Source organism: Algibacter lectus, from assembly GCF_900112395.1.
In the GTDB taxonomy this organism is placed as follows: domain Bacteria; phylum Bacteroidota; class Bacteroidia; order Flavobacteriales; family Flavobacteriaceae; genus Algibacter; species Algibacter lectus.
Genome location: NZ_FOLN01000002.1, coordinates 261,832 through 287,150 on the forward strand (window position 1 = coordinate 261,832; position 25,319 = coordinate 287,150).

Consider the following 25,319-nt stretch of genomic DNA (forward strand, 5'->3'; position numbering starts at 1 on the left):
AAAACATACGTTTGCCTACTTAGAGTCCATTTTGTCAAGGCTTTATATAAATTTAGAAGCACCATGCAGAGTGAAAAAAGTGTAAGAAGCTAATTCTCCAAACTACTATAAACTCAATGAGAATGGCTAGCAGTCGATTTTTTTATAAGAAAAATCACCTAACAACTGTTTTTTTACGGGAAAACCGTATCAATTTTTTAAAAAAAACACGTTTTTAACATAATTTTAACATTTTAGTATCATTTACATCTCTCTCTTTCTTTAGATTTGGAATATAATTATTTAAATCCCTATAGAATGAAAACAAAGAATTATTTAATCGCAGCGGCGATTTTCGGAGGAATGTTATTTACAGCTTATGCAGCGAATTCAATTGAACAAGATGAGCAGCAAACCGCTAAAATTCAAAGAAGTGCGATTCGCGTACCGACGCACGGATAAAAATTTTTAATTATAGTTTTACTATAATTTTACAATTAATATTCCTCAAAAGTGCTCTAGATGTTAAAACATCTTGAGCACTTTTTTTATGTTCATAAATTAAAATATAAAAACACTCAGTTAACTATTATAATAAAGCTTGAATAATTATGTAAGGCATTTCATAAATACCTATATCAAAACCAAGACTAGACTGATTCGGATTAGAAAGAATCATACTACGTTTTACAAAAAAATATGTGCGAGCAGCGATAAACACTAATAAGTTTAACATATTTTTTGGTGTTTTTAAATTATATTCCTTAATATTGTTAAGTTAAAATTTTCGAATTGAATATAATTTATACAATAGACGAGGTTGAACAAGTTGCAAAACAACTTATTAGTTATACATCTGGTAGAACCCTATTATTTTACGGCGACATGGGTGTTGGTAAAACAACATTAATCAAGGCCATTGTAAAAACTTTAGGTAGTAACGACGATGTTAGTAGTCCTACCTTTTCTATTGTAAATGAATATAAATTGAATGAAGAAAAAATTTTTCATTTTGATTTGTATAGAATTAATGATTTAGAAGAAGCCTATAATTTTGGTATAGAAGATTATTTGGATTCTGATAATTGGATAATTATTGAATGGCCTGATATTATAGAACCAATTTTATCGGGTGATGAATGCGTTATAAAGTTATCAATTCAATCGGAAAATAAACGTCAATTAATAGCAGAATAAACAGTATCAACCCTAACAACTATAGCTAGTAATACGCTATAACAACCAAAAAAGTTCCTAAAAAATAATGTTTTACGGGAAACCCACAGCGGGAATTTTTAAAAACAATGTTTTTAACATAATTTTAACATTTCAGTAGGATTTACAACTCGGTCTTTATTTAGATTTGAATTATAAATTTTAAAACCCCTACAGAATGAAAGCAAAAAATTACTTAATCGCAGTTGCGATTTTCGGAGGAATGTTGTTGACAGCTTATGCAGCTAACACAATTAATCAAGATGAACAACAAACTGCAAAAATTCAAAGAAGTGCAATCAGAGTTCCAACGCACGGATAAACAAAGTTTGATAATAGGAAGTATAGTCGCAACGTTAATTGCAGCTAGCCCCTATTTATTTTACCTATATGAAAGTGTCCCAAATACACCAACTTGGGATACTTTTTTGTTCAGATATGATAGTAGATATTACGGAAGTATGCTTACTGTCGCTTGGACCATAATGGGAAAAGCAATGCCCCTATTTTTACTGTTTATTTGGTTTTTTACTTGTCGCCATTGGTGGTACCACACATTGTTAGTGCCAATTTCGATGTATATTTATCAAATATTCACAACAATAAATGATGATTTAAATTATGTGGATTCAAACCAACTCGTGTATTTGATTCCGATTATGGTTATAATCATTCCCTCCATTTACCTAATAAGAGCACAAATATTTAATAAGGTAAATAACGCAAACAAGTCCCTACAAGATTTAGAGGACGAATTTAAAGTGTCGCCAACAAGTTTTTGGCATAAAGTAAAAGAATATTTCTAATAAGAACTAACTACTCTGTAAACAGTATTTCTTTTATTGAAGCTTTATGAAAGATTTCCTAGTGTTATCAGGAAATAGTATTTAAAAATACATGAAGATCATATAAAAAAGAATCCGCAAAGCCAAATTGGTTTTGCGGATTCTTTTTTTATGAAAGCTTTTAACGTGCTCAAAAATAAATCTCAACATAGGGTGAAAGAAGTTGTCTAAATATTTAGGAGGAGCTTTAAAATTGAGTTTATAGTAATAAGTTTTAAGCCAGCTTAAAGAAGTAATACAAAATAGCAATCATCGAATGAAACTTTAGCCTAATTAATTTAGTCTATCACGTTCAATAGACTCTATATCTTTCTTATTTGTTTGTAACCTGAAATTACCAAACTTATAATTAAAACCAAACGTAAACATTCTGTTTTCAATTCTAGAATTTAATAATATATCCTGATTTAAATACTTTGTGGTTTGTGTGAAATTTTGAGTGTTAAAAATATCTGTAACGCCCATAGTTAAAGACGCTCTATTATTCCAAAACGTTTTACGAAAACTTATATCTAGTCCCGTTCTATTACTAACTTCACTAGGTCCATTCACTAATGGCGAAATATAAGTTAACACTACATCTGCGGTTAATGTTTTATCCTTTAAAAAAGAAAAATAATTTACCATTTGCAAATACACAGACCATTTATCGGTAGTATATAATTGGCTATTGCTTTCTAAAGCAGTAAATCTATTTTCATAATAAAACAATGACGAATATGCATAAACATCCCAGTTAGACATCACGGGGGTAAATGTTGTGAAATCCAATCCATAAGATATACTTCTATCTATATTGGTATCAATATTTTTTAACAATTTAGAATCATTATCTTGAAACGTAATTTGTATTGAAGGATCATTCTCGTTTCTATAATAAAGCTCGAAAGTATATTTTGAATTTAAAGTATAACCTAAAGTAAAACTATCTTCAATTTGCGGTTTTAAATTTGGATCTCCAGTATTATATGAGTTATCACTTAAAAAGAATTTAAAAGGGTTTAACTGGCTATATCTTGGTCTATATATACTTTTATTATAAGTGAAATAAATTTCATTATTTTCGTTTAAAACATTCATAATATGAAACGTAGGGAAGAACTTAATATAATCAGATTTATTAGTTTGATTTTCAGATAGCGAATTCCCTTCAATAGTTGTGTATTCTGTTCTTAATCCTGCTTTTAAACTCCAATTATCCCAATCTTTACTATAACTACCGTAAAGAGCTAGATTAGCTTCATCATATAGAAAAGTGTCAGAATTTGTAAAATCTTGTTCCCTAGTGCCGTTTTCAATCAAAAATCGATCTATAACACTCTCCGAGTTTATAAATGAAGCCTTCCCTCCTGCTTCTAAAAAAGCCGAGTCGCCAATAGGTAACTCATAATCTACCTGCCCAGTGTAAAGCCTAATATCTTGGCTAGATAGCGATTCAAACACATTGTTTCTAATTAAAGATTTATCAGGAAATAGATATTCTGTATTTACAACTTGGTCACTATCGAAATTAAAATTGGTGTGATGTACGCTAAATGATAATTGTTCTCCATCTTGATTTAATTTATGAACATAATCTAATGTAAATGCGGCATTAGTCGTTTTATCTACAGCAGTATTCATAGTATTAAATGTAGAATCTAATACACCTGTTGCACCATATACTTCCGTTAAAGAATTAATATCAGTCTCAGTTCCCGATTTAGGCAAAAACATTAAATTAGCCGAAAAACTTAAGATGTTATTTTCATTAATAGTATAATCTATGTTACTGTTTATATTTTGGTTTGATGATTTTCGAGTTCTATTATAATCCGTTTCCCAACTAGAAGTAGTTGCATCATTATCGATAAAATTTATAAACTCATCCGTATGTCTAAAATCTCTTCTCGGACTAATATTATAATTAACATAAGCATCTATTTTTTCTCCTTTAAAAAAATGACTTGTTCCAACCGAATATTTTGGAAATTCAAATCCTTGTTTAAAATTACCAAAAACACTTCCGTTATATCCTGAAACCAAATTTTTACTTGTAATAAAATTAAGTACAGCTCCTCCTTCGGCCTCATATTTAGCTGGTGGCGAACTTATTACTTCAATAGATTTAATATTATTAGCAGGCATACTCTCCAAAAGCTGTATAACCTCTGTGGTAGACAAATGCACCTTTCGGTCGTTAATGTAAATAGTTGGGCTTGCATGTTTTACAGAAATACCATCATTATTTACCATAACTCCAGGTGTATGCTTCAAAACATCAAGCATGTTATTATTAGATAATGTAGAATTTTCAACATTAAAAACTAAACGATCCACTAAACGCTTTACTGTTGGCTTTTTAGCAACAATAAGCACACCATCTAGTTCTTGTTCTTCATCTTGTAAAACAACATCGTTAAGAGAAATATTTTTATCAACCTGAACTTCAATAGTTTGGGTTTTATATCCTAAAAAACTAATATTCAAGGTGTACTTTTTACTTTCTAAATTATCTATTTCAAAATCTCCAGTTTCATTAGAAATAGTACCTTTATAATCTGAAATGTTTGTTCCGATAGAAACAACTATGTTAGCAAAAGCAATAGGATTATTTTTTGTATCAACAACTTTTCCCTTTATTTTCAAGCCTTGAGACAGGCCTACGATTGAAAATAAATATATAAATAAAGTAACAATTTTTCGCATCATATATGTAAACTTAATGCAAACTTAAAATAAAAAAACGAATATAATTTGCGGTATGTCCTTACCTCGATTAATCAAAATTCCTACATTTCCACGAAGGTTTATATTTCTTCGTTTTAATTCTATATTTAGATGAATTGAATTACAAATTTTATTTGTAATTTGTTTTTTTTTAATAAAAATATGAATAAAATACTTTCACCTTTTACAAAGCAACAACTTCTACCTCAAGAGGAAACTCTGGAAATATTCAAGAAAAAAGGAGATTTATTTATAGGTATACCAAAAGAGACCGCATACAAAGAAAAACGCGTGTGTTTAACACCAGATGCTGTTTACGCTTTAGTTTGTAACGGTCATCGTGTTTTACTAGAATCTGGTGCCGGAGAAGGCGCCAATTTTAGCGATAAAGATTATAGTGAAGCTGGGGCTGAAATAACAAAAGACACCGAAAAGGTTTTTGCCTGCCCAATGATTTTAAAAGTGGAACCACCAAGTTTAGAACAAATTAAGCTTATAAATCCGCAAACCATAATAATTTCTGCCTTACAGTTAAAAACACAACATAAAAAGTATTTTGAAACTTTAGCAGCTAAACGCATTACAGCATTGGCTTTTGAGTTTATTAGAGATTCTGACAATGCCTATCCTGCGGTAAAATCGTTAAGTGAAATTGCAGGAACAGCTTCTGTACTTATCGCTGCAGAACTATTATCTGACGCCAACACTGGCAACGGACTCATGTTTGGTAATATTAGTGGTGTACCACCCTTAGAAGTTGTTATTTTAGGAGCTGGAACTGTTGGTGAATTTGCAAGTAGAAGCGCCATTGGTTTAGGAGCTAACGTAAAGGTATTTGATAATTCATTAACAAAATTGCGTCGTATTCAAACGCATTTGGGGCGTCCGCTGTATACATCAACTATTCAACCAAAAAACTTAACTAAAGCCTTAAAAAGATGCGATGTGGTTATTGGTGCCGTTCGTGGCACTAATAGAGCTCCTATTGTTGTTACAGAAAACATGGTCCAGCACATGAAAAAAGGTGCTATTATTATTGATGTAAGTATTGATATGGGCGGTTGTTTTGAAACCAGTGAAGTTACATCACACAAACACCCCACTTTTGTAAAACATAACGTTGTTCACTATTGCGTTCCTAATATTCCTGCAAGATATTCTAGAACCGCATCGGTTTCTATTAGTAACATTTTTACGCCATATTTACTAAAAATTGCAGAAGATGGTGGTTTAGAAAATTCACTACGTTTTGATCGCGGTTTAAAAAATGGGTTGTATTTTTACCACGGGATTTTAACGAGTAAATCTGTGGGAGAATGGTTTGGATTAGAATACAGCGATATTAATTTGCTTATATTCTAGCCTACTTTCCTTAAATTATTATCAAATTATTTTAAATGAAACTTATTCAGCGTATTGGCTATTATCTTGGCGGATTTTCTATTGGCTTAATTATTTTAGCATTCTTTTTAAACGGAAAAAAAACATCATGTAGCTATGGCCCAGATGCTCGAGTTTTAAAAAATATCAACTCCAAAACTATTGTTTTCAACTCTTTAGTTTTTAATTATATTGATGATAAAATTATTGATTCTACCGAAATAAGACGTATTCTTAAAAAAGGAGATATTAATTTTTCTAACAGCGACCCTAGAAGCAAACCTTGTGGTGTTTATATGGTAGAAGGTGAATATAACGAAAAAGATGTTGTTTTAACTGTTGAAAACTGCGATAGTATTGCAACTATTACCGATTTAAAAATAGAAACTCCTTAATGATAAAACGTACTTTCGATGTTGTTTTCTCTTTGCTTGGCTTAATATTTCTATCGCCTATTCTACTTCTTTTGGCTATTATTATAAAAATAGATTCAAAAGGACCAGTTTTTTTTGTTCAAGGACGTGTTGGTAAAAACAATTGTGATTTTAATATTTTCAAGTTTAGAACCATGAAAATACAATCACAACAAAAAGGCTTATTAACACTTGGTAACCACGATTCTCGCATTACTAAAGTTGGTTATTTTTTACGACGTTATAAAATAGACGAATTTCCTCAACTTATTAATATTCTAAAAGGCGATATGAGTTTTGTTGGCCCTAGACCTGAACTTAGATATTATGTTAATTTTTATTCTGAAGATGATATGAAAATTTTTCAGGTACGTCCCGGAATTACAGGTTTAGCATCTTTAAAGTATAGAAATGAAGTTGAACTACTGAAGGCTTCTAAAAATCCTGAAGAGTTATTTATAAAAACGATAATTCCGGATAAATTAAAATTCAATAAAGAATATATCATAAGGCGGAATTTCTTTTTCGATTTAAAACTAATTGGTCTAACCATTATAAAAGTTATATTCAAGTAGCTCTTTTTTGCTAAGTTTTGTTCTTAGAAATTATTATCAGTAATTTGCATAACAGCAGATAAAATTTAATGGATACAGCAACTCAAAATCAAATTGATTATTTACTTAAAACATCAGGTTTATTTCCTGAAATAGAAAAGCCTTCTAGAACTATTTTAGAGTTTGATTTTAAAAATGAAACCATTCTAATTACTGGTGCTGCTGGCTCTATAGGTAGCGAACTTGCTAAACAAATAAGCAAATACTCATTTAAAAACCTAATTTTAATTGATATTGCAGAATCTCCATTACACGATTTAATTAACGAACCAGAATTTGAAAACAGAACAAATGTTAATTTCTTAATTCTAAATATTACTCAAAAAGAAAGCTTAGAACATCTTTTTTTAACTCTCAAACCTACTGTTATTTTTCATGCGGCAGCTTATAAGCATGTACCGTTAATGGAATTAAATCCTTTTGAGTCTATAAAGGTAAATATTTTAGCAACTCAAATACTTGCCGATTTATCTGTTATTAATGGCGTTAAAAAATTCATCTACATATCTACAGATAAAGCTGTAAATCCAATAAGTATAATGGGAATTTCTAAGCGTATTGCTGAAGATTATCTGCTTTCATTATCAACTTCTAAATCTACCATATTTATTGCCACGCGATTCGGGAATATATTTGGTTCAAACGGATCTGTAGTACCGCTATTTAAAAAAAGTATTGAAATAGGAAAGCCTGTTATAATAACGCATAAGGCTATTTCTAGATATTTTATTAATAAAGAAAAAGCTTGTGAACTCATATTGAAAATATCTCAAAATAAGTATCAAGAAAATACTTTGTTAACTTTTAATATGGGTAATTCTATAAAAATTATAGACTTAGTAGAACGTCTTACTTTATTTTGCAATAAAAAACAAGTAGACTTAAAATTCACGACATTACGACCAGGAGAAAAACTTCATGAAGATTTGGTTTCTGAAAATGAAATACTAATTCCTTCAGAAGATAAAGATATTTTAATAGTGCAAAAGAAAACCCAAAGCATATTTCCTATTAACTACTTAAAGCGTATTTCAGAAATTAAAGCCTTTACCCCTAATAAAGAAGTAAAAGCCCTTTTAGATAGTTACTTTAAAAATTAAATCGATTTTCTTCGTTTTTTCTCTTTAGACAATAGCGCTAGTTCACGCCCTGTTTGTCCAGCGACAGAAGTATTTTCCTCTGCACGACGAATTAAATAAGGCATCACATCTTTCACAGGACCAAATGGCATGTATTTAGCTACATTATAACCTTCATTTGCAAGGTTAAAACTAATATGATCACTCATACCATATAACTGGCCAAACCAAACACGAGCATCATTATTGGCAATGCCTTTCTTCCTCATTAAATCCATTAATAAGTAAGAACTGTCTTCATTATGCGTACCAGCAAAAACAGACATGTCATCTAGGTTTTCTAACATATAATTAAGTGCTGTATTAAAATTTTGATCTGTCGCAGCTTTACTTACGCATATTGGAGATAAATAGCCTTTATCTTCTGCTCTATCATTTTCTTTTTCCATGTAAGCACCGCGAACCAATTTAAAACCTAAATAATAATTTCCAACTTTAGCTTTTGCGTGTTCAGCTTCTAAAAACAACATACGATCATGGCGATACATTTGTAATGTATTGTAAACAATAGGTTTTTCTGTATTGTATTTCGCCATTAATGCTCTTACTAAATCATCGGCGGCATCTTGAATCCAACTTTCTTCTGCATCAATTAACACAGCAACATCATAAGCTTTGGCCTTGGCACAAACACTATCAAACCTTGCTACAACTCTGTCCCACTCTTCTTGTTCCTTTTCTGTTAGAGTATCCCCATTTGATAATTTTTCATATAAATAAAAACGTCCAAATGCAGATGGTTTAAATACAGCAATAGGAATAGCATCAAGGTTTTTAGCGAATTCTATAATTTTTAATAACTTATCCTTAGCGCCATCAAATTCCGTTTCACTTTCTTTTCCTTCAACAGAATAATCTAAAACAGAGCTCACTCCTTTTTCGTACATATTATTAATAGAGACAAGGCAGTCATCTTCACTAACCCCACCACAAAAATGATCGAAAACCGTAGAACGAATTAATCCTTCAATAGGCAAATGCGCTTTTAAAGCAAAATTGGTCGCTACAGTTCCAATACGAACCAAAGGTTCTATAGAAATCATCTTAAACAAGAAGTAAGCTCTTTCTAATTCGGAGTCACTTTTCAAGGAAAAAGCGATTTCGGTGTTATTAAATATCAAATTCGTATTCATTTGCCGTTTTTTTTGCAAATATAATTATTGCTAAGTTATCATTTTATATAAAATCTCCTTAATTTCACATTCTTAAAAAGTTTAAATATTTTATGGATTCTATTAGCACAAAAAACTGTACAATACATTTTAATAACACTTGTTATTCTTCACTAAACAAACATCTTAAAGATAATAATTTTTCTAAAATTTTCATACTTGTTGATGAGAATACACATCAATTTTGTTTACCTCTTTTTTTAGAAAAAATGGAAACAACTGCTGTAATTGAAATTATGGAGATAGAATCTGGCGAGATAAACAAAACTATTGACACGTGTGTTGGTGTGTGGAATACCTTATCAGAATTAGACGCCGACCGCAAAAGTTTACTTATAAATATAGGTGGTGGAGTTATTACAGACTTAGGAGGTTTTGTGGCTTGTACCTTTAAACGCGGTATCGCTTACATAAATGTGCCAACAACATTACTTTCTATGGTAGATGCTTCTGTTGGAGGTAAAACCGGTGTAGATTTAGGACATTTAAAAAACCAAGTAGGAGTTATTAGCAATCCTGATTTGGTTTTAATAGATACTAATTATTTAAACACATTGGAAGTAAACCAAATGCGTTCCGGATTAGCAGAAATGTTAAAACATGGTTTAATTACTGGAGATAGTTACTGGAGTAAGTTCGAAGATTTATCTAAACTATCTTTAGATGATTTAGATGGATTAATTTACGAATCGGTAATTATTAAAAAGAATGTTGTAGAAGAAGATCCTTTTGAAAACGGTTTAAGAAAAACACTAAACTTTGGGCACACACTTGGACATGCTATAGAATCTTATTTTTTAAGTAATCCGAATAAAACAACGTTGCTTCATGGAGAAGCTGTAGTTGTTGGAATGATATTAGCATGCTATATCTCTACAGAACTTACAAATTTCCCTAAAGAGAAAACCTTAAAAATTAAAGAACTCTTCTTAAGTTACTATGGCAAAATCACTATTGAAAAAAGTGAACTTCCAGCCATAATTGAATTACTTAAATACGATAAGAAAAACCATCACGGTAATATTAACTTTGTTTTACTAGAAGATGTTGGCGTTACTAAAATAGACTGCTTAGTTGATGATAGTATAATACTAGATGCTTTTGAATTTTATGCTAATTAATCATTTATAACCAAAGCCTATATCATAAAAAAACGCGTTAAAGTAAATACTTTAACGCGTTTTTTATTTAAATCAATGGATTAATTGATTAGATATTTAAGCTTTTTTTCTGCTAAACCATCCTTTCTTCTCTGGCGCACCGTAGTAACCATATCTCGCTCCGTAACCGAAGTTAGACTGGTCTACATCATTTACTACAAGCATCATACCGTTCAATTTGTTATCAGCATGAATCTCCTTAGTAAAGTTTAAGATCTCTTTTTCAGTATAGCCTGCTCTAGTTACATAGAATGTATGTCCAGCATATTTACTAATTAACAACGTATCGGTTACAAGCATTGATGGAGCTGTATCTACCATAACGTAATCATAATCGGCAGCAACAGTATCAAACAACTCTTCAAGACGATCGCTCATTAATAATTCTGCAGGATTTGGAGGGATTTTTCCTGAGAATAAAATATCAACCTTTATATCGTTAATGGTATGTTCACTAATAATACTATTTAAATTAATTGATTTATCAGCAATATAATCAGTTAGTCCTGCTTGTGCTGTTACTTTATCTTCAATAGATCTAATAGCAGAGAAAATTTGTGGGTTTCTAATATCTGCACCAATTAACAATACCTTTTTGTTCGTGCTAGCCAATGTTAAAGCCATATTCATACTGAAAAAAGACTTTCCTTCACCATTAATTGTAGAAGTTACAAATATAATGTTGTTGTATTTGTCTACATTTCTACCACGACTAACAAAATCAAAGTTTGTTCTAATAATTCTAAAAGATTCTGATAAAATAGAACGGTCATTGCGCTCTACTAAATGTTTATCACTTTTAGCTATTCTCGGCACTTCTCCAAGTATAGACATATTATCAATTTCTTTATGTAAGTCTTCTCTATTATGAATTTTAGTATCCAATAAATCTTTAGCATAAATAAATCCGAAAGGAATTAAAAATCCTAAAAATAAGGCTCCCATATATAAAATAGAACCTTTAGGAGAAACTTGCCCGTAAGAATAAGCTGGATCAATAACCTTTACATTAGATGATGTTACAGTTTGAGATATAATTGCCTCTTCCTTTTTCTGTAGCAGATATAAGTAAATAGATTCCTTAATACCTTGACTACGCTCAATAGACTTTAACTTGTTCTCCTGTCCAGGAACAGAACTAATCTTAGAATTTACCTTTTGGTACTGGTTCTGTAAACTATTTAATTGAATATTTAATGTTCTAGTTGTAGCATTAATATTTTGAGATAAATTGTTTTTAACATTAGATATCGATTGATCTAACTGTTGCACAATGGAGTTTTTTGCTCCCGCACTTTTCAATTTATTTTCTCTTTGACTCAATAAAGCATTATATTGCCCCGATAATGCACTAATCGTTCCATCTCCTAAGTTTGACGGTACAGATTGAAATGAACCAGAACTACTTGATAAGCGATCTTTAGTATAGTTTAATAATTTTAACTGCGTTCTAATATTTTCAATCTGCTGCTCGTTTTGAAAACTTTGAGTCATATATTGTCCTGCTTGAGAACCAACATCAGTTACTTTATTGCCTATTTTAAATCGAGCAATACTAGCATCTACATTTTCTAAATCTGAAAACACACGAGAAATACGATCATCAATAAGTCTTGATGTTCCTTCCGATTTTCTGTTTTTTATTTCCGAGGTATGCGCATCATATTCTTCGACCAACGTATTTAAAATATCCTTAGCCTTTTGTTCAATAGGGTCTACTAATGATAACGTTAAAATACGAGAACCTTCTTGTCCTCCAGAAACATTTATTCGTCCTCTTAACTCTTCAACAACATCAGCAACTCGACTAACTTGTAAACGAATATCACGGTTCAAATAAGTATTTGTTCCATCTACTCCTGGCAAAATCACAACGTTTCCAAAATAAGTCTCTATTGGAGTTCCGAACTCTTTCGTTGATGGCTCATCATCTTCATAAACTCTATATTGAAAAGACGTTTCTGAAATTACATTTACGAAACAATTAAAGTTAACATCTGTTGTTAGCGAATCTGAAAACATTAAATTAACCTCAAAAGGTGTTCTATTATAAATTTCATTTTCTAAAACAACACCTTGTGTAAAATATTGCACGTTTAAATTTAAACCTTCAACAACATTTTTAAGTACTTTTCTAGATTTAAAAACTAAAATCTCATCTTCCATAGAAGCATCTTCTGCTCCTGAAGACAATGATAACTCATTAAAGATTTCGTTTGTACCTTCATCACTATCGTCAATAACCATAACTTCTGTTGAAGCTTGATATTGAGGTACCGTATATCTCAAAGATACATAAGCTAACGAAACGAAAATTAAAACAGATAAAACAAACCAAAACCAATGTTTGGTATAGAGTCCTATTGTTTTTTTTAAGTTAAATTTTTGATCAATTTTTGATGAAGAAAAGGTATTGTCCATATCTGTAATAAAATTATCGTGTTAATAGAATTACTGCAGAAACAGCTATTGTCATTAAAGAAGATATCAACCCGATTCTAGAATCTCCAGAGGCACTACTTATAGCAGCTTTATTAGGTTGTACATAAACAATGTCATTCTGTGTTAAGTAGAATACAGGTGAGTTAAACACCTCTTTACTCGTTAAATCTATTTGCGTATATGTTTTTGTACCGTTAAAATCCCGAATCACTAAAACATCCGTTCTTTTCCCATTAATATTTAAATCTCCAGCCATAGCTATGGCTTCTAAAATAGATATACGCTCACTTAAAATAGGATAAACACCAGGGCTAGACACACCTCCTAGAATAGAAATTCTGTAGTTTTTAATACGAATCATAACCACAGGGTTTACTAATAAATCACCCTCTTCGAATTTTTTCTTCAATAAGTTTTTAGCATCCTCAATAGTTAAACCTACTAATTTTACCTTACCTAAAACTGGGTAGTCAATATTCCCATCAACATCTACCAAATAATCTATAAGTTTACCACCTCCAGCATCTCCACCCGCTGCTTCAACTAAATTATAAGGCTTTGTAACATCTAAATCAATTGTAGAAATGTTAATACTTAAAATATCGCCTATTTTAATTTTTGCCTTAAACGTGTCTGTTTCAACTATAGTTTCAAAATTTTTAGCATCTTGAAAATAAACAATATCTTTTCTAGTGTAGCAAGACGACGCTAAAAAACATAAAAGTATAATTGCCAACCTACTGACATGTTGTTTGTACGAGAAATAATTCATTATTAGTTCTATAATTATTTGGGGAGTTATTAAAATTTTGAAATCAATTAACTATTAGCATAGTTTTTATCGGTTTTAGGAGTTCCTAAACCTTTGTTTTTCTTGTATGTTTGAACGCGTTTATCAAATCTTTCGTAATCTGAATTGTTCGATTTATACTCCGGAATTAAACGTTTCATCTTAAGTACGATGTTATTATTTTGGAAACGATTCGTAATACATAATTCTTCTATTGAAGTCTTAATTTTTTCGTAATCTAACTCACGAGTCTTACTAATTAAAATTTTCTTATGATATGTAGATAAGGTATTTTCACCATTTGCCAATAATTCTTCATATAACTTCTCACCTGGTCTTAAACCTGTAATTTTAATATCAATATCTTCTGGGTACTTTAAACCAGATAATTTAATCATGTTTTTCGCTAAATCAAATATTTTAACAGATTCTCCCATATCAAATATGAAAATCTCTCCACCTTTCCCCATAGTTCCAGCTTCTAAAACCAATTGAGAAGCTTCAGGAATGGTCATAAAATATCTTGTAATTTCACTATCAGTAACTGTTAATGGTCCACCTTTATCAATTTGCTTTTTAAATAATGGAATAACAGAACCATTAGATCCTAATACATTTCCAAATCTTGTGGTGATAAATTTTGTTTTACTTTCTTTTTGAAGGCAAGAAATATACATTTCAGCCATACGCTTTGTAGCGCCCATTACACTTGTTGGGTTAACCGCTTTATCAGTAGATACAAAAACAAATTTCTTAACACTATATCGTGAAGCTGTATCGGCCAATAACTTAGTCCCGTTTACATTAATTTTTATAGCCTCGTAAGGTGTTTTCTCCATTAATGGTACATGCTTGTAAGCTGCCGCATGAAACACCATAGTTGGTTTATATTCCTGAAAAATACTATCAATTCTTAATCCATCACGAATATCTGCCACAATGGCTGTGTAACTTCTTTTTCCTGCACGTTTTAAGTCTTGCTCAACATCGTATAAAGGAGATTCTGCTTGATCAACTAAAATCAAATGCTTCACATTAAATTCAGCTAACTGTCTTACCAACTCACTACCAATAGAACCAGCAGCACCAGTAACTAAAACTGTTTCACCACTAAATTCATTCTCTAAATTCGGATTATTTATTTCAATTGGTGCACGACCCAATAAATCTTCAATTTGCACTTGTTTAATTTGAGTTGAACTCAACTCTCCATTAATCCAATTCTCAATAGGTGGTACTTTTGTTATTTTAACATCAACATCAGATAAATTATCAACTAAAGCAATTAATTTCGCTGGTCCTATGCCTACAGAAGCAACAACAATTTCATCAATATTATTTGCTGCGGCAAACTCAGATGTAATACGATTAAACGCCATAATAGGCACACCGTCAATATTTTTTCCTTTTTTCTTTACATTATCATCAATAAAACCAACAACAATATAGCTAGATGCTGTATTATTCAACAAGGCATTATAAGTAATAATTCCTTGATCTCCTGCTCCATAAATTAAAATACGCTTTGTTGATAATAATTTACATTGCACATGCTTGAAACCCATTTTAAAGATTAATCGACTAGCACTTAAAAACAAAAAACTAATAATAGCATGAAAAGCTATTATCGTTCTGGGTATGGTAAAATTAGAAACAAACTGAAATTTATTATTAACTAAAACAAAAGCACAAGTTATAACAGCAATTAATGCTACTGCCTTAAATAAGTTAACCACATCTGTAAAACCTGTATGGCGTATCACACTTTTAAATGAGCCTATAATTAAAAAGCTAATTAATGCCACTGTAAAAACAAATGGTAACTGTAAAGTAAATTGCTCTACATTAAAATCTAATGAAAAATTAAATCGAATAAAGTAGGCCATACAAAACGTTGTCATCACTATCGCTAAATCGATAGCTAAAACAAGCCATTTTGAGGCGTATTTCTGAGAGTATAAGGCAAAGTAATTTTTAATCATAAGTTTGGGGTATTATTGATTATTTCTAAAATTCTATTTAAGTCGTCGTTAGTTAAATTCGAACCACTTGGCAAGCACAATCCTTTTTCAAAGAGATCTTCTGATGTTCCATCAGAAAAATGCAAACAATCTTTAAAAACAGGTTGTGTGTGCATAGGTTTCCATAATGGTCTCGATTCTATATCGTCTTCTAACAACGTTAATCTTATTTTTTCGCGAGTTTCAAACGAGTCTGTTTTTATACAGGTTATCCATCTATTAGAATAACTTCCAGCAGGTTCATCTACAAATTCGATGGTATTAAAACCAGATAAGTGCTTTTTATAAAATTCATAATTAGCACGTCGCGCTGCTACTCTATCATCTAGAACTTCCATTTGTCCGCGTCCAATTCCAGCCAAAACATTACTCATTCTGTAATTATAACCAACATGAGAATGTTGATAATGAGGAGCATCATCTCTAGCTTGTGTCGATAAAAACACGGCTTTATCTTTTAAAGCTTTGGTTTTCGTAATTAAGGCACCACCACCTGAAGTAGTAATTATTTTATTTCCGTTAAAAGATAAGATTCCAAAATCAGATAGCGTTCCACAAGCTTTATCGTGGTAAGTACTTCCTAAGGCCTCTGCACTATCTTCAACAACAGCAATGTCATATTTTTTTGCAATGACGTTAATTTCATTCGCTTTATATGGCATACCATATAGATGAACCGCTACAATTGCTTTTGGTTTTTTATTTTTTTCTATTCTGTCTTTAATAGCTATTTCAAGTAATTCCGGAGACATATTCCATGTATCCTTTTCACTATCAATAAAAACAGGAGTTGCTCCTAAGTACATAATAGGGTTTGCAGATGCCGAAAAAGTAAAACTCTGGCATAATACTTCATCGCCTTTTGATACGCCTATTAATTCTAAAGCTAAGTGGATCGATGCTGTTCCAGAACTTAGAACGGCAACCTCATTATTAAAACCTAAATAAGATTTGATGTCATCTTCAAAACCATTTACATTTGGTCCTAAAGGTGCTATCCAATTTGTCTCAAAAGCATCGTTTACGTACTTCTGCTCATTACCACCCATGTGTGGTGACGACAAATAAATTTTAGTTTTTGTTAGCATTTACATTTTATTTAATAACATTAATTATGCCAGCTGTTATAAATTTTAACAGTATTCCAAATAAACATTTGTTATAATATTTTCCCTCTACAGACATATCACCAAACATCTAATCAAAAATTGGCCTAATTTTTTCTAAAACATTCTATAAAACCCACTTTAAAAATCTAATAAATCAAGGGTTTCAAATTGAATGACCTTGGAGAGTATTAAGCAACTTTATAAAACATATTAAATCAACTTGCTATTAATCAATTTAAATTATGCATTCTCTGATGGTGTAAATTTACTAATTGTTTTTAAGTAGAAATGCTACTTTAGTTGGAATTCGCTAAAACTATTATAAAAATCGGTTAAATACAGTTAGCTGTTTAGTTCATAGTGAATCTTTTGTAACTCATCGATAACGAAAAAAGCTACAAAGCAAATTCACCCTCATAAAACATAAGTAGATACACGTATGCAATGGCGAGTTAAAACAAATTCATACTTCATTTTAATTATTGTTCCTTAATAATGCTCTTTAGATATTTCATAACGAAACCAGTCCTTATATTAAAGAATAAATAACCTTTATCTTATTTTACCTGTTAATTCATTTAATTTTTCAAATACTTCAGAACTATTATTAAGTGACATAAAAACAATATCATCAGTGTATTGAACATAAATAATAAACACAAAACCTCTCCCCTATTCTTTAACAAACATCTATTACTAAATAAAAATTAAACATCCATTAGAAAGAAAACAGCAAAATAAATCTTAATAGTATAAATCTACGCAGATGCACTTATAAAATAATACAGCACCTAAAGGCTTTATTTTAATTAAATTCTTCTTTTCAAAAGGATACTTCATCGGGTATTTTAACATAATAATGACTTTCATCGGTAAAAAGGCAACCTTAATATAGTTTACTAAACGAGTTAAATATATTTTTCACATATTTGCTCATTAATAAATTAAAATCCCATTTTTATATGACTGCTGACTTAATAAAAACTTTGAAAGGAAAACACATTTTAGTTACAGGTGGAGCTGGCTTTATTGGTTCCAATTTAATTGAAGTTTTATTAGACCACAATATAAAGGTTACCTGTTTAGATAATTTTTCTACCGGAAAAAGAAAAAACATTGCACCTTTTTTATCAAACACAAACTTTAACCTTGTTGAAGGTGATATTAGAAAACTAGACGATTGCCATAAAGCCTGTAACACAGTCGATTTGGTATTGCATGAAGCTGCTTTAGGTTCTGTACCACGTTCTATCAACGATCCTATCACTACAAACGACGTTAATGTTTCTGGGTTCTTAAATATGTTAGTCGCTGCTAGAGACGCAGGGGTTTCTCGTTTTGTATATGCAGCAAGCTCATCTACGTATGGTGATCATGAAGCTTTACCTAAAGTTGAAGAGACTATTGGCAAACCTTTATCACCTTATGCCATTACAAAATATGTTAACGAGCTGTATGCCGATATTTTCCATACTACTTATAATTTAGATGTTGTTGGGCTGCGTTATTTCAATGTTTTTGGAAAAAGACAAGATCCTAACGGTGCTTATGCCGCAGTAATCCCGAAATTTGTTCAACAATTCGTGAGTCACGAGTCACCTATTATAAATGGAGACGGAAGTTATTCAAGAGATTTCACGTATATCGATAACGTGGTTCAAATGAATTTACGTGCGCTTACCACAACAAATAAAGACGCCTTAAACACCGTTTATAATGTTGCTTATGGCGAACGTACAACATTAAAAGAATTGACTACGCTTTTAAAAACATATTTATCAGAATTTGATGATAACATAAAAAACGTAGAAATTAAACATAGAGACAACAGAGCTGGAGATATCCCTCATTCTCTTGCCTCTATCAATAAAGCAAAAACATTATTAGGCTACGCGCCAGAATTCGATATTAATACCGGTTTAAAAGAGGCGGTATCATGGTATTGGGAAAATTTATAATTTTATGAAAGTAAAAAGTATATGCTGCATAGGTGCAGGTTATGTTGGTGGCCCTACTATGGCCGTTATAGCAAAAAATAATCCACATTTAAAAATTACCATTGTAGATATTAACCAAGCCCGTATTGATGCTTGGAACGATGCTGATGTCTCTAGGCTTCCAATTTACGAGCCAGGCTTAGCCGATATTGTAAAAGAAACACGTGGGAAAAATTTATTTTTCTCCACAGATATAGATCAAGCTATAGATGAAGCTGAAATGATTTTTATATCTGTAAACACCCCTACTAAAACCTACGGAAAAGGAAAAGGTATGGCGGCCGATTTAAAATACATCGAATTATGTGCCCGTAATATTGCCGATGTTGCTAAAACTGATAAAATAGTTGTTGAAAAATCGACTTTACCAGTGAGAACAGCCGAGGCTATTAAAAGTATTTTGCACAACACAGGTAACAATATTAATTTTCATATTTTATCGAATCCTGAGTTCTTAGCAGAAGGTACAGCTATTGAAGATTTATTAAACCCAGACCGTGTTTTAATTGGAGGAGAATCCGAAGAAGCTATTGAAGCTTTAGCGCATATTTACAGCAGTTGGGTGGCAGACGATAGAATTTTACGAACCAATTTATGGTCGTCGGAGTTATCTAAACTTACCGCAAACGCTTTTTTAGCACAACGTATATCGTCTATTAATTCTATTTCAGAATTATGCGAGCTTACAGGTGCTAATGTTAACGAAGTTGCCAAAGCGATTGGAATGGATTCTAGAATTGGATCAAAATTCCTTAAAGCTTCTGTTGGTTTTGGAGGTTCATGCTTTCAAAAAGATATTTTAAACCTCGTTTATATTGCTAGAAGTTATGGTTTAACTGAGGTTGCCGATTATTGGGAACAAGTGATTATCATGAATGATCACCAAAAACGACGTTTTTCCGATCGCTTAATCAAAACACTTTACAATACCGTTTCCGGGAAAAAAATAGCGCTTTTAGGTTGGGCTTTTAAAAAGGATACTAACGATACCCGTGAATCTGCGGCTATTTATGTGGCAGATCATTTATTAAACGAACAGGCCAACATTACGGTTTTCGATCCCAAAGTACCACATGCTAAAGTGCAAACCGATTTAAATTATTTAAACACACGTAGCGAAGCAGAAAATGAATCAGGCGCCATAAGCGTAGATTCTGCTTACGAGGCTGCAAACGATGCCCATGCCATAGCGATTATGACAGAATGGGACGAGTTTAAAACTTACGATTGGAAAACAATCTACAGCAACATGAAAAAACCTGCCTTCATTTTTGATGGTAGAAATATTTTAGATAAAGCTGAAATGGAACAGATAGGATTCGAATATTATTCAATAGGACAATAAATTATTATGAACAAAGATAAAATAGCTGTTATAGGTTTAGGATATGTAGGTTTACCACTTGCACGACTATTTGCGACAAAGTTTAACGTAGTTGGTTTCGATATTAACCAATCTAGAATAGAAGCCTTATCAAAAGGAATAGACGCCACTTTAGAGGTTGAAGAAGACGTGTTAAAATCCGTTTTAAAAACGTCTCAAAACGATGAGAATGGCTTAATTTGTTCTTCTAATTTAGATGATATAAAAGATTGTAATTATTACATTATTACAGTCCCTACACCTATTGATAAAAACAATAGACCTGATTTAACACCTTTATATAAATCGAGTGAAACCGTTGCCAAGGTGCTTAAAAAAGGAGATATCGTGATTTACGAATCAACTGTATATCCTGGTGTAACCGAAGATGAATGTGTACCTGTTTTAGAGAAAATAAGTGGTTTAAAATTCAACCAAGACTTTTTCGCTGGTTATTCCCCAGAACGTATCAATCCGGGCGATAAATTACATACCGTAGATAAAATTTTAAAAGTAACTGCAGGTTCTACACCAGAAATTGGTAAAAAAGTAGATGCCTTGTACGCGAGTATCATTACGGCAGGTACACACCTCGCTCCTACTATCAAAGTAGCCGAAGCTGCAAAAGTTATCGAAAATTCACAACGTGACATTAATATTGCCTTTGTTAACGAGCTAGCTAAAATATTCAACCTTATGGATATCGATACCCATGCCGTTTTAGAAGCTGCTGGTACCAAATGGAACTTTTTACCTTTTAAACCAGGTTTAGTCGGCGGGCACTGTATTGGTGTCGATCCTTATTATTTAGCTCAAAAAGCGCAAGAAGTAGGTTACCATCCCGAAATTATTTTAGCGGGACGTCGTGTAAACGATGGTATGGGACAATACGTTGCCTCAGAGATTATTAAACTGATGGTTAAAAATGATATCCGTATTAAAAACGCTCGTATTTTAAATTTAGGAATCACCTTCAAAGAAAACTGCCCAGATGTTAGAAACACAAAGGCTGTAGATGTGATTAACCAATTGAAGAGCTACGAAACCGACATGACCATTTACGACCCATGGGCAAACCCAGAGGAAGTAATGCATGAGTACGGCTTAGAAACAGTAAAACAATTACCAGAAGGTAAATTTGATGTTATTGTACTTACCGTAGCGCATAAAGAATTCTTAGATATTAACTGGAACAGCTTATTAAAACCCGATGGTATTTTATACGATGTTAAAGGGATTTTGAAAGAGAAGGTTAACGGAAGGTTGTAATTTAAACTTAAACACAAAAATTTTGAGTCAAATCAAAAAAGGAGCTTTCTTAGCATATATAAATATTTTCCTAACAAATATTATTGGGTTAATTTTGACCCCGTTTATTATTAAGCATTTGGGGCAATCAGAGTATGGTCTTTATACTTTGATAGGTGCTTTTGTAAGCTATATCAGTTTATTAGATTTTGGTCTAAACAATACAATTGTGCGCTTTGTAGCAAAATATAGAGCACAAAAGGATAAGACAGGGGAAGAAAACTTTTTAGCTGTCACAATGATTATTTATGGTGTCATTTCGGTAGCAATCGTTATTATCGGAATGGTATTATATTATAACCTTGAAAATATTTTTTCCGACTCATTAAGTACTAATGAGTTAGTCAAAGCCAAAGTGATGTTTCTAATTTTCATATTTAATTTAGCAATAAGTCTTCCTGGAGGAGCTTTCACTGCTATTTGTATTGGTTATGAACACTTCGTTTATCCTAAAACAGTAAATATCGTACGCTATATAATTCGTTCTATATCCGTAGTAGGATTATTGTTATTAGGAGGGGATTCTATTGGCCTCGTTATACTCGACACCGTTTTCAATATCTTAGTTATCATTGCTAGTCTTATCTATGCCTTTAAAAAGCTAAAAATAACATTTAAATTACATTCCTTTGAATTACCCTTGATAAAAGAGATATTCTCATATTCTATTTGGATATTTTTAGGGGCTCTTATTCAGCAATTCCAACTTCAAGCAGGCCAAATAATATTAGGAATTAAAGCCAATACCGATTTGATAGCAATTTATGCAATAGGTATTATGCTAGGAGGTTTTTTAGGAGCATTTTCTGGAGCTATTACAAATCTATTTCTTCCTAAAGTTACCAAACTAGTAATATTAGAAGGTAGTAATGATAATTTAGTTTTTGAAATGACTCGTTTGGGAAGATTATTATTTATTATGTTATCATTTATTTTAGGAGGTTTTTTGGTACTAGGAAAACCATTTATTCTTCTTTGGCTAAATGAAAACTATATAGATTCATGGTACATTGCCCTTTTAACAATGTTCTCATTAATATTACCTTTATCACAAGGAATGTCGGGACTAATTCTACAAGCAAAGAATAAATTAAAATATAAAACTTTAATAAGTTTAGGTTGCAATACTTTTGGTGTTATTCTAGGTTATTTTTTAGTTGACCCTTTTGGAATAATAGGAATGGCTATTGGAACTGCTACAGGTATTACTGTATCATTTATAATACTTAATTTTTACTATAAAATTTCTTTAAAACTAAATTTGCAATATTTCTTTGAGAACATACTGCTTAAGGTTTTACCTATCAGTGCCATCATAATCACATCAATGATGATTCTTGCGAAGTACGTAACAATTTTAAGTTGGATAGAATTTCTAATGTACGGAATAATTTACTCGCTTATTTTTTGTGCCGCTATTTATAAATTTGTTCTAAACAATTACGAAAAAAGTTTAATACCATATATAACAAAAAATAAATGATTAAAAAAATCATAAAAAACATTTTACCTAAAGAATTTTCTAAAAAAATCCCTTTAGCCATCTGGGAGTTTAAAAATAAACTTAGACATTTTTTTAGTCGAAGAAAAAGTTTTGCTTCATTTTTTTATTCTTTTCTATCAAAGGAATTCAACAGAGAACAATACGCTGTAATTCAAGGTATAAAAGAGAAAAGAGAACAAAAGGTAGATCAATACCTACTTCGTAGAAACGTGCACAGAATTGAAAAAGGTTTAGCGATGAGGCCTAGAAGACCTATATTTGGAGAAGGCTTTATCGAAGATACTTTACATGAATTTAATAAACTCTCAATATCTAATAACGAAGAATATATTTGGTTTAGAGATGTTTTAGGAGAATATTTTAATGTCACTGGTGATTCTCCAATTATTACACCTCTAAGAAAAAATTTTCAAGATAAGTTTAGTAATAACGACCTTACTAATATTAAGCCTTATTCTCGAAAAAACGCTGTTTTTAGTGATGTTACTTATGATCAAATTTTATCTTTATCACAGCAAAGAAGGTCTGTACGTTGGTATAAAGATATCAAAGTACCAAGAGATCTAATAGAAAAAGCATTAAAAGTTGGATTAAATGCTCCTAGCGCATGTAACAGACAACCTTTTGAGTTTTTAGTATATGACGACCCGAAAAAAATAAAAAAAATAGCAAGTATTCCAATGGGTACTGTTGGATTCCATCAACAATTCCCAATGGTTATTGTTGTTGTAGGCGACTTAAGCGCATATGATAATGAACGAGATAGACATGTTATTTATATCGATGGATCATTAAGTGCTATGGGATTCATTTTAGCTTTAGAAACATTAGGGCTTAGCTCCTGCATGATTAATTGGCCAGATATAGAACCTTTAGAACTTAATATGAATAATGAACTAAACTTGCCAGTCTATAAAAGGCCTCTTTTCTTGATATCAGTTGGCTATGCAGACCAAGAAGGCATAATTCCTTATTCAATGAAAAAAGACATTAACGAAACAGTAACATACAATAAATAGAAGAAGATTATGAATATAGAAATTTACGGAGCACTTTTCAAAAATAAGGGTGCAGAATTAATGCTTAGATCTATATGTGAAAAAGTTGAAAACAATTATGAAAACGGCAATGGCATTGTTTCTTTTTCTTATAATTATTTTTTTGATTTTAAAAATACAGACATTCTAAAAAGAAGATTCCCTGGCTTATCTAAAGTTTTAGATAAAACACCTAATTTTATTCTTAACAAATTCAAAGCAATAAAAAATGCAGATTTAGATTACGTTCTAGATGCTTCTGGGTTTGCTTATGGTGATCAATGGGGACTAGAAACTTCAAAATATACACTTAAACAAATTAAAGAATGGAAAGCTCTTGGTTGCGGTGTTACATTATTACCGCAAGCTTTTGGCTCTTTTGATAAACCAGGGATGAAAGATGCTATTAAGGAAATACATAAAGAAGTAGACTTTATGTTCGTTCGTGACAAAGTATCTCTAAAATATGTTCATGATGTGATAGGCCCCTCTGATAAAATTGAGCTTGCAACAGATTTTACTAATTTGATTGAAGGTGTTGTGCCTAAAACATTTAAGGATAAAAATGGAATTGCAATTATCCCTAATTGCAGAATGTTAGACAAGACTGAAAACTCAGATACCTACGTAAAATTGCTTGAAGATATTGCAAATCATTTTATTAGCAAAAACCTTAATCCTTTTTTCCTAATTCATGAAGGTGAAGATGATTTAAAAATCGCGAACGATATTAATGATCGTATTACCTCAAAAATACCTGTTTACTTTGGTTATAATGCCTTAGAGATAAAAGGAGTTATAGGTCAATCTAAATTTGTTGTAAGTAGTCGCTTCCACGGTCTAGTGAGTGCATTAAGTCAAGGAATTCCTTGTTTAGGTACTGGTTGGAGTCATAAATATAAGTGTTTATTTGAGGATTACGAATACAACAATGGACTCATTGAATTAAATAATTGGAAAACTATTTCCGACGTTTTACTAAAATCATTGGATACTGAAAACTATAACGCAACAAGAGCAGTCTTATTAAAAAATAGTAAGCGCCTAAAACAAGAATCGGAAAATACATGGAAGAAAGTATTTAATATTATTGATAATCATAAAAATAAAATTGCTCAATAA

General features: G+C 31.3%; 21 protein-coding genes. 15 read left to right on the plus strand and 6 right to left on the minus strand.

The window, feature by feature from the left end; genetic code table 11:
• Nucleotides 1-297: 297 nt before the first annotated feature.
• The 4 genes from BM246_RS19910 to BM246_RS04225 all read left to right on the plus strand — a co-directional run bounded on the left by BM246_RS19910 (nucleotide 298) and on the right by BM246_RS04225 (nucleotide 2,000).
• Nucleotides 298-441 carry a hypothetical protein gene (locus tag BM246_RS19910; protein ID WP_162857622.1) on the plus strand — a complete coding sequence of 48 codons (144 nt, stop codon included), beginning with the start codon at nucleotides 298-300 and terminating at the stop codon, nucleotides 439-441.
• Between the two features lie 330 nt (nucleotides 442-771).
• Complete coding sequence (tsaE, locus tag BM246_RS04220) at nucleotides 772-1,176, plus strand: tRNA (adenosine(37)-N6)-threonylcarbamoyltransferase complex ATPase subunit type 1 TsaE (protein ID WP_042495002.1); 405 nt, start codon at nucleotides 772-774, stop codon at nucleotides 1,174-1,176.
• 196 nt (nucleotides 1,177-1,372) lie between these two features.
• Nucleotides 1,373-1,516 carry a hypothetical protein gene (locus tag BM246_RS19915; RefSeq protein ID WP_162857623.1) on the plus strand — a complete coding sequence of 48 codons (144 nt, stop codon included), beginning with the start codon at nucleotides 1,373-1,375 and terminating at the stop codon, nucleotides 1,514-1,516.
• Nucleotides 1,488-2,000, plus strand: a complete 513-nt coding sequence (locus BM246_RS04225) for a hypothetical protein (RefSeq protein WP_231961817.1) — start codon at nucleotides 1,488-1,490, stop codon at nucleotides 1,998-2,000. The genes BM246_RS19915 and BM246_RS04225 overlap by 29 nt, the downstream gene beginning before the upstream one ends.
• Nucleotides 2,001-2,312: 312 nt before the next feature.
• Here BM246_RS04225 and BM246_RS04230 read toward each other — a convergent pair whose 3' ends face one another.
• On the minus strand, nucleotides 2,313-4,730 hold the full coding sequence (locus tag BM246_RS04230; protein WP_074935980.1) for an outer membrane beta-barrel family protein: 2,418 nt from the start codon (nucleotides 4,728-4,730) through the stop codon (nucleotides 2,313-2,315).
• 180 nt (nucleotides 4,731-4,910) lie between these two features.
• Between BM246_RS04230 and BM246_RS04235 the strand changes: the two genes are divergently transcribed.
• From BM246_RS04235 to BM246_RS04250, 4 genes are all read left to right on the plus strand, one after another.
• Nucleotides 4,911-6,110, plus strand: a complete 1,200-nt coding sequence (locus tag BM246_RS04235; RefSeq protein WP_042506886.1) for an alanine dehydrogenase — start codon at nucleotides 4,911-4,913, stop codon at nucleotides 6,108-6,110.
• A gap of 35 nt (nucleotides 6,111-6,145) precedes the next feature.
• Nucleotides 6,146-6,523 carry a DUF4258 domain-containing protein gene (locus tag BM246_RS04240; protein WP_042494997.1) on the plus strand — a complete coding sequence of 126 codons (378 nt, stop codon included), beginning with the start codon at nucleotides 6,146-6,148 and terminating at the stop codon, nucleotides 6,521-6,523.
• Nucleotides 6,523-7,116 (plus strand): sugar transferase, encoded by a 594-nt coding sequence (locus tag BM246_RS04245; RefSeq protein ID WP_042494995.1) that lies wholly within the window; start codon nucleotides 6,523-6,525, stop codon nucleotides 7,114-7,116. Before BM246_RS04240 ends, BM246_RS04245 begins: the two co-directional genes overlap by 1 nt.
• Before the next feature lie 68 nt (nucleotides 7,117-7,184).
• On the plus strand, nucleotides 7,185-8,255 hold the full coding sequence (locus BM246_RS04250) for a polysaccharide biosynthesis protein (protein ID WP_074935982.1): 1,071 nt from the start codon (nucleotides 7,185-7,187) through the stop codon (nucleotides 8,253-8,255).
• Here the strand turns inward: BM246_RS04250 and BM246_RS04255 are convergent.
• Complete coding sequence (locus tag BM246_RS04255) at nucleotides 8,252-9,427, minus strand: proline dehydrogenase family protein (RefSeq protein WP_074935984.1); 1,176 nt, start codon at nucleotides 9,425-9,427, stop codon at nucleotides 8,252-8,254. The genes BM246_RS04250 and BM246_RS04255 overlap by 4 nt on opposite strands.
• 92 nt (nucleotides 9,428-9,519) lie before the next feature.
• On the opposite strand from BM246_RS04255, the gene aroB reads away from it, so the two are divergent.
• Entirely contained in the window at nucleotides 9,520-10,587 is a 1,068-nt protein-coding gene (gene aroB, locus BM246_RS04260; RefSeq protein WP_074935986.1) for a 3-dehydroquinate synthase, read from the plus strand.
• 96 nt (nucleotides 10,588-10,683) lie between these two features.
• Here the strand turns inward: aroB and BM246_RS04265 are convergent, their stop codons facing one another.
• The 4 genes from BM246_RS04265 to BM246_RS04280 all read right to left on the minus strand — a co-directional run bounded on the left by BM246_RS04265 (nucleotide 10,684) and on the right by BM246_RS04280 (nucleotide 16,967).
• Complete coding sequence (locus tag BM246_RS04265) at nucleotides 10,684-13,047, minus strand: GumC family protein (RefSeq protein WP_074935988.1); 2,364 nt, start codon at nucleotides 13,045-13,047, stop codon at nucleotides 10,684-10,686.
• A 13-nt stretch (nucleotides 13,048-13,060) separates the two neighbouring features.
• Nucleotides 13,061-13,804, minus strand: a complete 744-nt coding sequence (locus BM246_RS04270) for a polysaccharide biosynthesis/export family protein (RefSeq protein ID WP_231961818.1) — start codon at nucleotides 13,802-13,804, stop codon at nucleotides 13,061-13,063.
• Nucleotides 13,805-13,887: 83 nt separating this feature from the next.
• Nucleotides 13,888-15,840: a polysaccharide biosynthesis protein gene (locus BM246_RS04275; protein WP_074935992.1), complete on the minus strand. Its 1,953-nt coding sequence runs from the start codon at nucleotides 15,838-15,840 to the stop codon at nucleotides 13,888-13,890.
• The gene (locus BM246_RS04280) at nucleotides 15,837-16,967 is read right to left on the minus strand and encodes an aminotransferase class I/II-fold pyridoxal phosphate-dependent enzyme (protein WP_074935993.1); all 1,131 of its coding nucleotides are present in this window, start codon (nucleotides 16,965-16,967) and stop codon (nucleotides 15,837-15,839) included. The genes BM246_RS04275 and BM246_RS04280 overlap by 4 nt, the downstream gene beginning before the upstream one ends.
• A gap of 983 nt (nucleotides 16,968-17,950) precedes the next feature.
• Here BM246_RS04280 and BM246_RS04285 point away from each other — a divergent pair.
• Genes BM246_RS04285 through BM246_RS04310 form a run of 6 tightly spaced genes read left to right on the plus strand, consistent with a single transcriptional unit; the run spans nucleotide 17,951 to nucleotide 25,319 of the window.
• The gene (locus BM246_RS04285) at nucleotides 17,951-18,946 is read left to right on the plus strand and encodes an SDR family oxidoreductase (RefSeq protein WP_074935995.1); all 996 of its coding nucleotides are present in this window, start codon (nucleotides 17,951-17,953) and stop codon (nucleotides 18,944-18,946) included.
• A gap of 4 nt (nucleotides 18,947-18,950) precedes the next feature.
• A complete protein-coding gene (locus tag BM246_RS04290) occupies nucleotides 18,951-20,330 on the plus strand; it encodes a nucleotide sugar dehydrogenase (protein WP_074935997.1) in 1,380 nt (459 codons plus the stop codon).
• Nucleotides 20,331-20,336: 6 nt separating this feature from the next.
• Complete coding sequence (locus BM246_RS04295; protein WP_074935999.1) at nucleotides 20,337-21,617, plus strand: nucleotide sugar dehydrogenase; 1,281 nt, start codon at nucleotides 20,337-20,339, stop codon at nucleotides 21,615-21,617.
• Nucleotides 21,618-21,639: 22 nt separating this feature from the next.
• Nucleotides 21,640-23,139, plus strand: coding sequence for an oligosaccharide flippase family protein (locus BM246_RS04300; protein WP_074936001.1), 1,500 nt, complete (start codon nucleotides 21,640-21,642; stop codon nucleotides 23,137-23,139).
• The gene (locus tag BM246_RS04305; protein WP_074936002.1) at nucleotides 23,136-24,179 is read left to right on the plus strand and encodes a nitroreductase family protein; all 1,044 of its coding nucleotides are present in this window, start codon (nucleotides 23,136-23,138) and stop codon (nucleotides 24,177-24,179) included. The genes BM246_RS04300 and BM246_RS04305 overlap by 4 nt, the downstream gene beginning before the upstream one ends.
• Before the next feature lie 9 nt (nucleotides 24,180-24,188).
• Nucleotides 24,189-25,319: a polysaccharide pyruvyl transferase family protein gene (locus BM246_RS04310; protein WP_074936003.1), complete on the plus strand. Its 1,131-nt coding sequence runs from the start codon at nucleotides 24,189-24,191 to the stop codon at nucleotides 25,317-25,319.